Origin of the sequence: Chlorogloeopsis sp. ULAP02 (assembly GCF_038404745.2) — a bacterium.
In the GTDB taxonomy this organism is placed as follows: Bacteria; Cyanobacteriota; Cyanobacteriia; order Cyanobacteriales; family Nostocaceae; genus Chlorogloeopsis.
Window position 1 is genome coordinate 1 of record NZ_JAYKTT020000049.1, and the last position, 14,762, is coordinate 14,762.

Annotated in this window: 17 protein-coding genes; 5 read left to right on the forward strand and 12 right to left on the reverse strand. The window is 42.6% G+C overall.

Annotated elements, in window-relative coordinates:
- On the forward strand, nt 1-1,364 hold a 1,364-nt coding region (locus tag U2718_RS16935; protein WP_411813314.1), incomplete at its 5' end, for a hypothetical protein.
- Between the two features lie 301 nt (nt 1,365-1,665).
- The gene (locus U2718_RS16940) at nt 1,666-1,893 is read left to right on the forward strand and encodes a hypothetical protein (RefSeq protein ID WP_342001744.1); all 228 of its coding nucleotides are present in this window, start codon (nt 1,666-1,668) and stop codon (nt 1,891-1,893) included.
- A 182-nt stretch (nt 1,894-2,075) separates the two neighbouring features.
- On the opposite strand, the gene holA is transcribed toward U2718_RS16940, so the two are convergent.
- From holA to U2718_RS17000, 12 genes are all read right to left on the reverse strand, one after another.
- Nucleotides 2,076-3,029 (reverse strand): DNA polymerase III subunit delta, encoded by a 954-nt coding sequence (holA, locus tag U2718_RS16945; RefSeq protein WP_342001742.1) that lies wholly within the window; start codon nt 3,027-3,029, stop codon nt 2,076-2,078.
- The gene (dnaX, locus tag U2718_RS16950) at nt 3,026-4,462 is read right to left on the reverse strand and encodes a DNA polymerase III subunit gamma/tau (RefSeq protein WP_342001740.1); all 1,437 of its coding nucleotides are present in this window, start codon (nt 4,460-4,462) and stop codon (nt 3,026-3,028) included. The genes holA and dnaX overlap by 4 nt, the downstream gene beginning before the upstream one ends.
- A 246-nt stretch (nt 4,463-4,708) precedes the next feature.
- On the reverse strand, nt 4,709-5,062 hold the full coding sequence (locus U2718_RS16955; protein WP_099066952.1) for a XisI protein: 354 nt from the start codon (nt 5,060-5,062) through the stop codon (nt 4,709-4,711).
- Between the two features lie 253 nt (nt 5,063-5,315).
- Nucleotides 5,316-6,767, reverse strand: a complete 1,452-nt coding sequence (gene dnaN, locus U2718_RS16960) for a DNA polymerase III subunit beta (protein ID WP_342001737.1) — start codon at nt 6,765-6,767, stop codon at nt 5,316-5,318.
- Between the two features lie 199 nt (nt 6,768-6,966).
- On the reverse strand, nt 6,967-7,518 hold the full coding sequence (locus U2718_RS16965; RefSeq protein ID WP_342001735.1) for a WGR domain-containing protein: 552 nt from the start codon (nt 7,516-7,518) through the stop codon (nt 6,967-6,969).
- A gap of 291 nt (nt 7,519-7,809) precedes the next feature.
- Nucleotides 7,810-9,426 (reverse strand): AAA family ATPase, encoded by a 1,617-nt coding sequence (locus U2718_RS16970; protein WP_342001733.1) that lies wholly within the window; start codon nt 9,424-9,426, stop codon nt 7,810-7,812.
- Nucleotides 9,423-9,680, reverse strand: coding sequence for a hypothetical protein (locus U2718_RS16975; RefSeq protein ID WP_099066956.1), 258 nt, complete (start codon nt 9,678-9,680; stop codon nt 9,423-9,425). Before U2718_RS16975 ends, U2718_RS16970 begins: the two co-directional genes overlap by 4 nt.
- Nucleotides 9,681-9,921: 241 nt before the next feature.
- Complete coding sequence (locus U2718_RS16980) at nt 9,922-10,128, reverse strand: DUF2997 domain-containing protein (RefSeq protein ID WP_342001729.1); 207 nt, start codon at nt 10,126-10,128, stop codon at nt 9,922-9,924.
- Between the two features lie 3 nt (nt 10,129-10,131).
- On the reverse strand, nt 10,132-10,578 hold the full coding sequence (locus U2718_RS16985) for a DUF1257 domain-containing protein (protein ID WP_342001727.1): 447 nt from the start codon (nt 10,576-10,578) through the stop codon (nt 10,132-10,134).
- A 373-nt stretch (nt 10,579-10,951) separates the two neighbouring features.
- Nucleotides 10,952-12,028, reverse strand: coding sequence for a hypothetical protein (locus U2718_RS16990; protein WP_342001725.1), 1,077 nt, complete (start codon nt 12,026-12,028; stop codon nt 10,952-10,954).
- Between the two features lie 153 nt (nt 12,029-12,181).
- A complete protein-coding gene (locus tag U2718_RS16995) occupies nt 12,182-12,304 on the reverse strand; it encodes a hypothetical protein (RefSeq protein WP_342001723.1) in 123 nt (40 codons plus the stop codon).
- A gap of 30 nt (nt 12,305-12,334) precedes the next feature.
- On the reverse strand, nt 12,335-13,216 hold the full coding sequence (locus U2718_RS17000) for a tyrosine-type recombinase/integrase (RefSeq protein WP_342001721.1): 882 nt from the start codon (nt 13,214-13,216) through the stop codon (nt 12,335-12,337).
- Between U2718_RS17000 and U2718_RS17005 the strand changes: the two genes are divergently transcribed.
- From U2718_RS17005 to U2718_RS17015, 3 genes are all read left to right on the forward strand, one after another.
- On the forward strand, nt 13,207-13,338 hold the full coding sequence (locus U2718_RS17005; protein WP_342001719.1) for a hypothetical protein: 132 nt from the start codon (nt 13,207-13,209) through the stop codon (nt 13,336-13,338). The genes U2718_RS17000 and U2718_RS17005 overlap by 10 nt on opposite strands.
- 206 nt (nt 13,339-13,544) lie before the next feature.
- Nucleotides 13,545-14,084, forward strand: a complete 540-nt coding sequence (locus U2718_RS17010) for a hypothetical protein (protein ID WP_342001718.1) — start codon at nt 13,545-13,547, stop codon at nt 14,082-14,084.
- On the forward strand, nt 14,071-14,745 hold the full coding sequence (locus U2718_RS17015) for a hypothetical protein (protein ID WP_342001715.1): 675 nt from the start codon (nt 14,071-14,073) through the stop codon (nt 14,743-14,745). The genes U2718_RS17010 and U2718_RS17015 overlap by 14 nt, the downstream gene beginning before the upstream one ends.
- Nucleotides 14,746-14,762 lie beyond the last annotated feature (17 nt).

The window sequence follows — 14,762 nt, forward strand, 5'->3', positions numbered from 1 at the left end:
AACAGCAAGAAATAAGAGAATTTGATTGGATATCTGTTCTAAGTCTCTGCAATTGGTTAGCAGAGAAATCTGAGGAATTCAAGAAATCTCAAACAATTTATAATGACCCCACCAGCAATTGGCTCGAACCTTGCCGAACAGTGGTAAACTTGCTTGGAGTCGGACTGAACGTTGATACAATAGCAATTCAGTTTAATTTTCGTAATCAGGTTTGGAACATCCTCAGACTTTTAACTCAACATCCAGACCCCACACCACAAAGAGAAATGGAGTACCATAGCTCAAATAATAATTATAGTGACCTGGCAATTAATACTGTTCGCGGGAAAGCAATGCACACAGTTGTTCGCTATGCCCTCTGGATTCGTCGCCACTTTGAGCAAATACCTGAGAGTGCAGAGCAGTTGCAACGAGGTTTTGATGAAATGCCAGAAGTACGGCAGGCACTTGATGAACATCTTAACCCAGATATAGAGCCATCTTTAGCAATACGCTCAGTTTATGGTCAGTGGTTTCCTTGGCTGGCTTTACTAGATCCGCTATGGGCAAATCAAAGCATAGGAAAAATATTTTCACAGGATGAGACTTTTAGCAATCTGCGACGTGCTGCTTGGGAAAGCTACATTAATTTTTCTGGTGTTTATGACAATACCTTTGATTTACTACATGAGGAATACCGCTATGCAGTTGAACAAATCGATCCCACTTTGATTGAACAAGAAAAACTGACAGATACTGATAAAGGCCTTGCCAATCACTTAATGACTTTCTACTGGCGTGGGAAGATGAATTTGGATGAGCCAGGAGCATTACTAGCACGATTTTTTGAGTTAGCTTCTGATACGTTGCGTGGCTATGCTCTTGAATTTGTGGGGCGAAGCCTTAAGAACACACAAGATGAGATAGATCCGCAAATCCTTAATAGTCTCCAATTGCTCTGGAAGAAGCGTTTTGAAACAGCGTTTAATTCTGCTGAAACTAGTTCCTACGCTACTGAACTTGCTGCTTTTGGCTGGTGGTTCGGTTCAGCAAAATTTGAGGACGCTTGGGCTATTGCACAGATTAAACAGATTCTTGAGTTAACTGGCAAAGTAGACCCTGATTTTTTGCTGCTGGAACGTCTAGCTGTACTTGTTGATACGATGCCAGAATCATCTGTCGAGTGCCTTGAACTGATGATTAAAAATGATAAGTCTGGTTGGAGTACCTATGGTTGGCAGAATGAAACTAAGGCTATCCTCAGTAAAGCTATTCAAAGCACCAGTGGCCAAGCAATAAAAACTGCTGAAAATATTATTCAAGATTTGGGCAAACGCGGACACTGGGAATATCGGAATTTACTTCCTCCTTCTGGAAGCAAATAACCCTATTTCGTCAAAGTGGACAGTAAGTCATCCAGCGAATGCAAAACTTAATTGCTTTTTCAGTTAAAGGATCTAAATTAGCTGTAGATTCATCTAAAGTAAAAATTGGTGGATTATTGATGATTGCCCTGGCGATGCCTGCGGCGGGCTACGCCTACGCTAATCGCTGCTTCTGCCCTCACTGCGCCCGATACTGTATCATATTTTCGCGGAAATTGGCTAAATGTAAGAGGCTGAGGCTTTGGATTTAGAGATTAAAATAGAGTTAGTAAAGGTAGAGTTTACTTGATTGGGAGGTTCTATGATGAACTTACAAGAAATTATTAATTCTATTGAAAGTTTGCCTACAGAAGAACTGGACTATTTGTTTGAGTTTCTCCGTAAAAAAAAGGAGGAATCTAGAGGGGATAATTTTTGGGAGGGATTACAAAAATTTAGAAGCGTAATCCAAAGCGAGGGGATTATCTTTACTGATGATGATTTCGCTGACTTACGAGAGCGCAGTGTGGTCAGAGAAATTGAACTATGAGCTTGAAATACTTACTTGATACCAATATTCTCAAGAGAGCCAGCACGTCCTATTCCTAAAATGAGAAACATAACTTGTGAAAGTTTTGTTAGATACTAATATCATTATTAGTGAATTTGGATTTTAGACTGAAATCAAATATACAATCCAAAATCCAAAACTCTCAGTCAACTTTATGTTGATTAAGTTAACTTAAATAACCTGCTAACACTAAGAATTATTAGCAGTAAATCCTTACTTTCAGCACCCCTCTTAATAGACATTTCCAAGTCCAGCATCATAGTTACTGCTTTAGCTAAAGTATTGATAGTTGTATTTGCTACCTCCTGACGCAAGTAGTAAATGCGATTAGGATTGCTGATACTGCACAGTTGAGCTAATTCACTATCTTTCTTAACCCCAGAAACAATTGCAGACTTAACCCACAGCCAAGTTCTAAACTGTGTTAGGAGAGTAGCAACAATCACCATTAATGGTTCCGATCGTGACAGTAAATCATCCAGCAGGTGCAAAACTTGATTGCTTTCTCCTTGGCGAATAGCAGATGCCAGTTGTAGGCTATTCTGAGTCTGACATGGCACTAACTCTTTTACTTCTCCAAGTTCAAGTTGTCTGCCATTACCATAAATATACAGTTTGCGTAACTCTGTGGCTGCACGAGTCATGTCGTTACCAATTGCTTCTGCTAGATATTCCACTGCACCCTTTGACAGCACCAGCTTAATTTTTTTAACCTGAGTACTGATCGCTTTTTCAATTAAATCAGTACGCCAAGGTGGTATCAATGGAAACTCCAACAACTTGGCATACTTGACAAGATGTTTGTAAATCTTCAGGCGCTTATCTACATTGGTGGCGACAAACACCAGAATTGTGAATTCAGGCACTTGAACAAGCTGCTGCAAAGTTTCTAACTCAGTATCACCCCACTGCTTGAGGTGGCAATTTTCCACAATCACCAGTTTTTTACCACCAGTCAGGGAACGAGTGCGAGCTACGCTGATAGCTTGGTCAAGGTGATCGGCTGGAAATCGGTGATAGCAAAGTGTGAGCCATTGGGTATCAATCTCTGCTTTGTATTGGTTGAGCTGTTCCTGGATGGCATATTCGTCGTCACCTGTCAGCAAGACAATCATCCTTTTACCCTCCCATTACTGCTCTTGTTTGCAGTTTTAATTAGCACAGTCATTGGTTTTTGACTTTGGGTAGCTCGTTGCAGCATTTTAGCGATCGCCTCTTTACTACTCTCAAACTTCTTGAGGTAAGCTGGTGTAACCTCTAAAATTGCCTTGTCACCTTGCAATTTAACGAGATTTGCATGAGCCAACAGCTTTTGATTGCTGGGTTTAGCTGTATCCATCACAGAAAGCCAAATTTGAGCCAGGTTAGCGGTATTGGCTGCAACTGCTGGTAACAATTTGCTATCATGCCCTTTGTCATTTACAGGTTTAGCAGTTAGCGTCTTGGTTGCACTGACAGGCAATAAACTGGGTATCAGGTTCAGTAAGCAAACTTCTAGCCACACAGCAGCATTTACTGTGTACCGAAGATAGTTTTCTGCTTTTTGTAACTCTGTTAGAGACAAGTTAAGCGTCTCGAAATTCCAGTGATTTGCTAAAGCCTTGAGTTGAGCATAGCTAACACAACCAGTTAGCAGGGATTGGTCTTTGGGTGCAGACTTGATAATCAATAAATCTCGGTATGTTTGCAGTAAGTTGGAGAGAATCAATTTGGGCGTTTTTCCAGAATCTACTAAAACTCTTGCTACTTGCAGCAAGTTAAAGGTGTTATTCGTGGATATTGCCTGTAAAATTGACATTAATTCTGTTTCTGTCACACCACCAGCAATTTCCATGACATGATTGGCAGTGATATCTTCATCTAAAAGACTCACCTGACCGAGTAATTGCAGTGCATCTCTGAGTCCACCATCGCCCAGGCGTGCGATCGCTGTTAGTGCCTGATCATCAATAGAGATAGATTCTGCATCTGCTACAATACCGAGGTGCTGCACAATTGCCTGAACAGACAAAGTGCGGAAATTAAACACCTGACAACGGCTGACAATGGTAGGTAACACCTTGTGCAATTCTGTAGTGCAGAGAATGAATACTACATGAGGTGGCGGTTCTTCAATACACTTAAGTAAAGCATTGAAGGCGTTACCGGTTAGACAATGGCACTCATCGAGAATAAAAATTCGGTAACGTCCTGCAACAGGTGCTAAGGTACTGCGCTCAATTAAAGCACGGGCATCATCTACACCATTATTAGAAGCAGCATCAATTTCACTAACATCTAGGCTATTACTGGTTTCAATTGAACGGCAGGATTGACAAATACCACAAGGTTGGTCAGTTGGTTTTTTAGTGTTGAGGCAGTTCAGTGATTTAGCAAATATCCGAGCAGTTGAAGTTTTACCTGTGCCTCTAGAACCTGTGAATAAATAAGCTGGTGCAATTTGCAGGTATTTTACAGCATTAGTCAGAGCAGTTTTGATGTAGGGCTGTCCAACTAATTCGGCTATTGTCTGGGGTCGATATTTTTGATGTATGGCGACTGTAGACATAGGATTCATTAACCTTAAGTTGTCGCCCTTACCCCTGTTAAGGGGGTGTAATTTTGAATCCAAAATAGGCTGATTTGCTCAACCGTTACCAGTAAGATTTACCAATACCAGAAGTTGAGTACACCTAATTATTTAAACGTTGAAACAGGTGGATAAATTTATTGAATTTATAACCGAGCTATAGCGATTTTAGAATTCATATCCTTGGCTCATACAATGCTAAATTTCTATTTTTTACCTGTCTCCTTAAGCAGTAGCGAATTCTGTTAAACCTCGTTTACTGGGATGATGGAAACCCAAAACAATATCGGCTTGGGGTATTCCGGCTGATAGTAAATCATCAACAACGCATAAATTAGTTGCATCTTCTTCCACCCAAACTTTGCCGTTTTTAATGCAGAGATAGATGATAATATACTGTATTTGCTTTTTGTCATCCCAACCAAACCTAAACCAAAGATATTGATCTCTTGTTTCATCAAAAGCCAAGCGATCGCTTACTTCAACTCCCGCATCTTTTACAACTTGAGTCTTAGTAGTTTCGTAATACTCAGTCAATATTTTCTTGATAGCATTGCGATATTGGTCTAGCTTATCCATTGCCGAATTTCCTCCTTTTCTGTATTTACAACTATTAACAGCAGGTGATTTTCATTAATAACTGCTTGTTTGGTATTTTGGCGGCAACTAGTCGGATATTTACCGCCAAAATGCACAGTTTCTATTTGTCAAAATCGAGGATTTTCGTTTATATTGTCCAGTTTTGTCCAGAGTTGCTCAAATCCCCGTCTAAAATAAACACTACTCGTATCCAAAACAACCTACAAAACTTCAAGATTGCGGTTAACATTTATTAAGTATTTAGAGTGTACAGTGGCAATAAGAATTGACGCATTTCCATTTGCAGTTCTGGATTTGGTCTATCTCCATAAGGAACCAACATGGCAGGATGATCTGATTGTTGCAAGTGCATTTTGATAGCGGAACTAGGAATTGCTTTGGCTGCTTCTACTAAATACTTGAGGTTAAACTGGATATTCAATGACATTTCTGATGGTAGATGAGCAGCAATAACCTGATCGCCTTTGCCAAACTCCCGTTCAATTGATAATCGTAACTGCTGCAAACTTCCATCAAACTGTAAATAAATACCTTTCTCTTTTTTATCTGTTAACACAGATAAGCGTTCCAGTGCTTTGACTAAGAATGCTTTTTCTAGGATTACTTCTCGGTCAAAGCTAAATTTTGCCAATAGCTGTTCGCAGTCAGGGTAAGTTCCTTCCAGACATTGACATCTGAGGATAATATCTTGCCAAGCAAAACCCAAGCGATTACTTTGGGCATCATACAACAGATTAATGAATTCGACAGAATCATCCAAGTTACGCGCTAGTTCCTTGAGGACTCGACCGGGAATAGTAAATTGTATCTCTGAAGATTCTACTTGTTTACGGGGTTTTCTACCAATTCCTTGAGTTGAAAGTTCAGTGGTTGCGACTCGATGCCCATCAGTACCAATAAACTTTAACTTCTCCTGTGTAAGTTGGATATGAACTCCGGTCAAGATATATTTATTTTCATCAGTGCTAATAGCATAAATCACACCTTTCAAACCATCTTTGAAAACTGTTGTTGGCAGAGGAATGGGAGTAGCATCAATTGTAGAACTAGGTGGAAATTCTTCAGCACTAATGCCTCTAATTTCATATTTTCCATCAGCATCAGATAAACTGAGAGAGCAGATTTTGGTTTGCTTATCCTCATCATTAAGCTGTATAATCTGAGTCTGACTACTAAGGCTAATATTACCATTAGGGCAATGCTTAACTATTTCAAATAGCATTTCTACTGGCACAGTGATTTCACCCTTGAGCAACACCTGGGCTTCAAAACTTGCCTGAATTATTAATGCTAAATCAGTAACAGTTAAATGTATCTGTTGTCTTTCGACATCTGCAATGATTAGAACATTAGCAAGAATCGGATGGGTAGGTTTAGCTGGGGTAGCACAACTAACTAAAGAGAGTGCATCGTGAAATTTAGTTTGTGAGCAGATTACCTCCATTCCTGATTCTATAAATGGTTGAGAGTTTAACTCTGATTTGGCAGAACGTTTATTAGTACGCTTATTTGAGATAGGCTCAGTTGAAGTATCAGCATCTGAAGATGTAGGTTTTTTCTTTTTACCTGTAGATATTTCTGGGATATTTGCTGATACTTCATTTTCGCCTTTAGGATTAGCTACACTTGTTTGTTTTGTCTGATTGGCAGGCTTTACCCTTTGTTTCGATGCTGTTTGAGTCATGATAATTTCTTTCTGGTTGCGTCATTGTTAGAAAGGTGACTGCGATAGCAGAAAATAAAGGATGTGAAGTTTTGAATCAGATGCTTTTACTCTGTGAGACATACGGAAGTTTACTGATATATCCCATTTAAGCGCTCTCAAATAAGCCTTTATTCTAATCGTAGCTTTGGGAATATCTGGCTCCGCTCCTGAATTATTTCTACAAATGCCTCCAAAAGTTCTTTCCAATGCTTTTTAAACTGATAACTTTGCTGTTATTAGCAGATTCTTCTGTAGTGTTATCAGCCAGCACAGAATCAGTTTCCAACAAAGAGTTCAGCAGTGATAGTTGATGTTCAACATCTGCCACATCGCGGTATATTCGAGACGGGTCTATTTTCATTCCTAAAGGTGTAGGAACGATTTTCAAATATTGGTTTAATGTCTCTAGATAATTTCTATTGGCAAATTGTCTTTGTGCTACATAAGGGCGCAAAATCTCCAGTAATTGGATAGCTCTTTTGATTTCTAGAGAATCAGAAGTACTATCAATTTGAGGTTGGCTTTCTCGGTAGCCTTTCATTTTCTTCTCAGCCACGAGATTATGAAATTTAGAAACTGCTTGTTGATAATTACCGAAAGAGTGAACTTTTTGCTGAGATTTGTAGCCGACCCTACCCCACTCAACAGTTAGATTACCTTGCTCAACTTTTGCACTCCAGAATTTGTTACTGTTCTGAGCTGCATTTACAAATATTAAGTAAATTTCCATATTTTTGACCTAATTTAAAGTACAATATTGCCATGTCAAATGAACATCTGTTGTTAAAATGTTCATTTGATAAAAGCTTCAAATCATTACTAATTAGGCATTGCCAAATTAGTAAAAATTTAACGTGGAGTAACTTATTTCATTTTGTCGTTCGTTTCTCTTTTTAGGCTGCGCCCTAAGCGAAGCTATGCCGCAGGCTTTACGAGACCCTATTCGCGATGGGCTACGCCCCCCTGTTCGCGATCGCTCACCGCAGACATCGCTTCTTGGTCTTAGAAGAAGCGCATTTATCTAATTAGTGCGGAACCTAGAAGTGCGAAGACCTTTCTTAGACACCTGCACAGGACTGGAAGCTGGTCGCGCAATCTTTGACCAAGACTGCATCCGTTCAACAGCAGCAGCATCTTGAATCGCTAAAGGGGTAATGTTTTGCTGACAATTTTCCAAATCAGCCAGTGTGACCTGCTGAGGTCTTCCCTCATCGAAAGCCAGTAGAGCTGCTTCTGATGCCAGGGTTTCTAACTCAGCACCACTAAATTTGTCGGTGCCAGCAGCGATCGCCTCTAAATATTCCTGTGGAACTTCTATACCAAACCGTTCCAAATGAATCTTGAGAATCTGGCAGCGTTCCAACTCAGTAGGCAGGTCAATGAAGAAATTCTCGTCAAACCGCCCTTTCCTTTTGAACTCAATAGGCAGCGCTGTTGGATCATTACAAGTTGCCACCACAAACACCCCCGCCGTACATTCAGACATGAAAGTGAGGATATTTCCCAGAATCCTTTGTGAGACTCCAGAGGTATCGCCATTAGCTGAAAGTGCTTTCTCGACCTCATCAATCCACAAAATACAGGGTGCAATAGCTTCAGCAGTCTTGAGTGCGCGGCGGACATTGCCCTCAGATTCTCCAACCAGGCTACCAAGCATCGAGGCAATGTCTAATTGCAGCAGTGGAAGGTTGAGTATGGTTGCAATGTTTTTCGCCACTATCGATTTACCTGTCCCTGGTGGCCCTGCTAGTAGCACCCCTTTAGGTTGGGGTAGATTTAGCGATCGCGCTTCTTGGGAAAATAACCGGCTGCGGCGTTGCAACCAATCCCGCAATAAATCCAAACCACCAAAGGGTATAGTCGCCGGTTTACCTAATTCGATACCCATCTGAGCCAATAGGCGGGTTTTGTATTCGACAACCAAAGGGATGACCGTAGTATCAATTACTATACCTTTAGAAGTTAATCGCTCCTTAACAGTGAGCCGGAGAAAGTCGCTAATTTCCTCCAAGGTTAGCCCTAATGCTGCTCTTGCGAAGGTTTCTTTATCTTCAGTGGTGAGAGATACGGTAAAAGTTACCTCTTGCTCACTGGCAGATTCTTGCAAGTACAGCAAATATGATTCTAAGTGTTCTTGAATTTGCTCAATGCTGGGCAAAGGAACTTCACAGCAAGGAATTAGTCTCAGCAAGGATTCGTGCAGTTGAATGTTTTGACCTAAAAACACAATTCGCTTTTCAGTCGGTTTGAGGCGATGGTACAAGTTTTTTACTCTGGTGAGGACTTCCCAACTCAATTGCAGAGAGTTTTTACCGACAAAAGGGTGAACATCTCCCAGGATAAAAACCCCATTACCGCCGAAATTGTTGATGTACTCGAACACATATATTAAAGGGTCTATGTTAGGAGGCTTTTTATAAGTTTCGACTGATTTGAACACCAGTCCACCGTCGTCAGCAATCAGACATTGCTCCAAGCCGGAAACTCCCAAATTCCAGAAGTACACAGGACTGTTAAGTTTGTCCATCACTTCAGTAGTTAACCACTGAATGATAGTGGCTTCTTCGGGGGACAGAACTTCTAAAGCCACGATGGGTATTTGAGAATCAATGGTGGTAATCAAGTTTGATAGTTTCATTGTTGCGAATTTTGATCGGGTACGGGAGAAAGTTTTTCGTGAGTGGTAACAAGATGCACGACTACTTCGTAAACTTCGGCATCGCCGTTAAACACTTCAGCAACTCCAGAAGAATTTGGATGAGCAATGGCGGAAATTAGGGCATTAACTAAAGCGCACAGTCCCTCCGCATTTCCTTTGATAATTACTGGTTCCCGCGCTCCTTTTGAGGGGTAAATATGGAGCATCGGATAATCTTCAGGTAGTTCGCTCATAGAAAAATTGTGCGGGGGAATTTTCCTCGTTCCCCCATCGAATGTTTATAGGTGGAATGACACGAAAACAAGGAAGAATTATTAAAGTCCCCTATCTTCTTTGTCTTTCCACTTTCCCTTGTCATCATTTATTGGCGTTGCATAAATGCGGGATTATTTATCTCACGCAGAGACGCAGAGAGAATAGGGAGTTTTAAATTTCAATACGTAAAATTTCATCCCATAATTCAGCAATGCCCATTTATTGGTACAACTGTTGTTGATGAGTAATCGTGCTACGAAGCTGTTGTTGAGATTCTGGTTTGTAAGTGCGATCGCCCTGTACCACACCCAAAGCTTCCTCAAAGGGTTGGGTTGCTTCTAGACATGACAAACCCTCAAATCCCTCGGCTTCTATTTTCACTTCGCCTGTAACAGTGTCAAAATGTATCAATATTGCCCGTTCCATAAGTTACCTCCGTACTTGTTGAGTTTGCTGATGTGTTGAAAATGCAAGACGCAGGGTATGTACCTGACCGTTGGTTTCTTCTGTAATGCTGCATTCTCCCAGATGTTCTTGTAACTGGGCTGCTTTAGCGCGAACCATGTTCTTACCGTAGGCTTCCATGAGGGTGTGAGAAAAGAAGTTTTCTCCTAGTCGAGGTACAGTTTCATAGGCATCATGAATGAGTTGATACACTCCTGCCTCTCGATCCCACTTAAACCCGATATCTGCGCGGACACTTAAACTACGACCAGGGACAACAATCTCAGCACTTTTCCCTTGGGAGTCGCTGTAATAACCTCTCAGCGATTGTGGTTTTTCATAAACTTGGACGGTAAGCTGCAAATTTTGTAGAGCTTGTACTAAGCATTCACGGTTAGTTAGTTTTGTAGTGACAGTTGAAAAGTGTGACATTTCCTACCTCTAAATACTGTGGATTGGTAAATTAATGGGAACAGTGGTGATAGACAAGGAAGCAAAAAGTTCCTACCTATCACTTCCCCTCTTAGTTCCGTAGCAAGCTTGGGAAGTGTGGGCGTATTATTTTGCTCTACAACGCCACTTGACGCCAGTCGCCTCAAGTCGGGAAACCCGCCCACAGCGCTGGCTCCTTTATGCCGAGAAACCCGTCCACCCTTCGGGTTCAGCAGTCCCCCAGACGCTCGAGGACTCGCTAACGCTGCGCTATCGACGGGAACCGCCAAGATGGGGGCTGCTTCACCGCAATGGCTCCCCCACACCTCGTTTTCGATCAAGGACGATACAGACACATTCTTGATTGTTTTTTCTAGCGAAGTTTGAGAGACATCGCTGTGGCTCTGGTTAAACCCATGCCCTCATCACTTGCTAATCGTTGGAGATGGCGTTGTTCATCCAGAAGCTTGAAGCAAATTTCATCCATTTTTTCCTGTAACTGAGAACGCCCTTGTGAATCCAGCTTTTTGGCATCCACAGAAACGTTTTCGAGAATATTCTCTAGATGAGTCATCATTTGTCCAAGACTGCTACCGGCTTCAAAGCTGGCGTTAGCCAAAAGCATTTGGACTTTCTTGAAATGACGTTCCATCTTTCTCTTGAAGTTGACTGGCTTGCGTCCTGGTTCCCAATTGCTCAAATCTTCGAGCAACTGGGCTGCTAGTTGTTCACCGAGAGCGATCGCTGATTCCCTCAGTGTTTGTTCTAAATTTCTGTCATACTGTTCGATAAATCGAGTTATTTGCCCTAAGCATTCAGCTTGTTTCTCTGACAATTGTTCACTGATGGCGGGAATAATGACAGGACGACCAATTACTACTTGTAAATAGTCCTCTAGTTCCTCTAAACAGGGAAAAGCTTTGGCTAAGTTCTGCTTAACTTCTTGTTGTTGTTCTACAGATAATTGCCAAGCATTGAGTGAAAGAAATTTGTCAATACGTTCTTGATAGTCTGTGTACCCCTTTTCATACTCTTCTTTAAGTTGAGTGCGTAAAACAGGTGCAATATTATCTCGAATTCCGATTAGTTGATTCCAGACCAAGGGCGCTAAGTCTATAGGACAAATCCAATCACCATTGTCATAATTCATCCATTCTTGGACTGAAGCAATTTCTTGCCTTAGTTGGTTTGCTGCTTCGTCCAAAGCTTTGAAAACTTTGATGCCCTTTAAACCAACTTCTGAGGTTGTAACCTTCACTAAGTCAGATTCTTGTTCATCTTGAGAATATTTGAGAACATCTGTCCATTTTGGAGCATTACTTTTGGTTGTCTTCTTTAACTGAATCTTGAAACGGATGCGAGTTTTATTCAAATTAGAGATGTTATATCTTTCAACAACAGCATCTTTTAGAAATGTTTCGCTTGAATTGCTAATCACTGCTGGTACCACATTTACTAGGAATGATAATGTTTTCCCCTTCAGTAAAATAAAGCGAAAGCTTTACCTTATAGCCACTAAATTTGGCTATGATTTTTGTGATTTCAACCATAACCTTGCCACAAGTGCGTTGCAGTTTCGCTAAAGAAATCTCATCTTTGATATCTACAAGATATTGGGCGATCGCCTACGGCGGGCGCTTTGCACCATCGCAGTTTGCCACTTTTGGACATCTTCATCAGGATTGTTGCGATTGGCTTTGCCAGTGCCCCTTGGGCAATCGCACAAGAGCGATAAATGGAATGTGGAAGATTGATTTCAGTGACCTGCCCCAGACGAAGGGTTGTGCTTGCGACGCTTAGTTTCATAAAATGCTGCTTCCGCCGCTTTTTGATCCGCTGCCTTCGTGTAGCGACGAAAGCTCTGCACAGACTTGTGCCGCGTCAAAGTCATCACATGATACGGGTTCATGCCATCAAGTACTAAATTCGTCGCGTAGGTATGCCGGAACTGATGGGCATGGAATGGAATGCCCGTCTGCTGTCTCAACTGTGTGACGAGTTTATCGATCGTGTCATAGCCAATTCGCGCTCCCGCATTGCGCCGTGAATGCGACACAAACAGCGGACGCTCCGGCTGCAACACTTCTCCTTGACCCTTGCGCCAAGCTAAGTAAGCCTCAATCTTTCGCTGCCCATCCTCATCCAATGGCACCACGCCTTTACTGTCCGCTTTATCCTGATGCACATGGAGCCGGACTCCATCAAAATCCTCAATGTTCAGCAGCGTTGCCGCTTCTGCTCGAATGCCGTGTTGCAGCACCGCGATCAGCGCTAAATTGCGCTCCCTCAACCGCGTTTCGGCAGCGGCAGCTAAAATTCGCTCCACCTGCTCATCGCTTAAATTCCCAGCTTCCGGTTCCACCAAATTGGGCAACTGCACTTCGAGGGTTGGGTCGCGATCGACATAGCCACAACGCCATAGCCAGCCATAAAACGCCTTAAGTGTCCCCAGAATGCGCCTGACGGTTGCATTCGACAACACTTGTTTTCCGTCTTCAACTCGTAACAAATGCGCTTTGAACTGTGCCACCTGGTGCGGTGTCACAGTTGCCCACGCTCGATCAATCCAGCGCAAAAAATGCTGCAAATCCTGGCGATAAGCTTTTTGGGTTTTGGGAGAGAGCGATCGTGCCTGCAAATACTCCTCAACTCTTACCATTCGCATTTCGGTTGGCTGGGTTGGCTTTTGGAGTTCGATTGAATCGTTGCGATCAATTTGAATCAGGACGGGCGTGGGAACGCTTTTGCGGGGAAGCATAGTACATTTGTTCTGAGCAGGATATTCGAGATAACTAATCTTCTCTCGAATAAGACGAGTCTAAGACAAAATAGGCAATTGTGGTAGAATCGACGAAAGCAAAATTAAAAACGCCTGCTATTTCGTTGCAGTTTTTTGAGGAGAGGATGCAGGATAAAAATTGCAATTTACTTCAGATTCTGGCTTTGTCCTGATGATTTAAAATCCTATGGCTCAATCGTCATCCCGTTCCGTATCGAGACGTTCAATCCCCCTCAAATGTCAAAAGTGCGCCATGCTCGATGCCGCTCAAGCACAAGTCTTGCATGGAGCTGAGGGCGATAATTGCTGGAATCCGAAGGTGTGCTACAGCCGTCGCTCGTATGCTCGTCATCGCGATCGGAAAAATCAACAGCGCAACCGCCAGCGCCAAGAAACAGTTGTTGAACTGCCATCGGTTGAGATCGAAGCGTTCACAGATTTGCATTACGCGGTGTTAGTGGTGTACCGTCAAGCCAAAGCAGAATCGATCGTTCATGCTATTTCTGCACAGGTGTGGCAGGGGCAGACTCAGATTGGGATCGTGCAACCAATTCATTGCGTTGGCATGGTGCCTGGTCAAATCCATCAATATGTGAGAAAGCTGCTCGAACTGCTGGAGGGTAAATACGGTATTAAAAAATTTGCTGCTTTAGAACGGCTTGACCCTCAACTGTGTCCGATTCGTCCTTGCATCTATCATCTACAGGTGAGTCATGCAGCAGGTTGAATGGCTTGCCCTGACGGTGTGGGATGTTCTCAAGCAGGCTGCAACCGAACCCGAAGGTGCAGATTTGGCGTTACTGTGGCAAGAAGTTGAGGCAGCGATCGTGGATTTGGATTGTTCGAGTCAACTGAGCGTGGTAGGGGAAGCGATCGCACAAATTACCGATGTGTTTGAAGCGCGCTCGCAATTGACGTTCGAGGAGATCCAAGCAACAACGAGCCATGATGGTCCAGTTATGCCGGAAGATGCCTTTGATCGCTATGTGCGGCAAACAATGCAAATTGACTTTGAGCAGTACATCGAGCCGTTAATTAATTTACCGCATAAAGCACCCCAATTCAGTGACGTTGACGATACACAATCAATTGTTGCTCCAGTTGATCGACACGCCTTAATCGATGCGTTGGCAAAGACAGAACTCATTGACCCAGAAGTGGCATATCGACAAGCGATCGCCGCTTCGCACGAAGAGGATGTTTCCCAGTGGGGGGCAGCGATCGCAACGCGGTTGAATCAGTACGATCAGGCGGTACCATTGCTAAAGCTACAGCAATCGTTGGGAATGCCGCTGGTGCATGTCTGGCTAGGGTTACTGCTGAATGGATTCGTACTCGAACAACGCGGGGAATTTTATCAAACCAAGCATGTTTGGGTTTTGCGATAATGTCAGACTAAAATCAC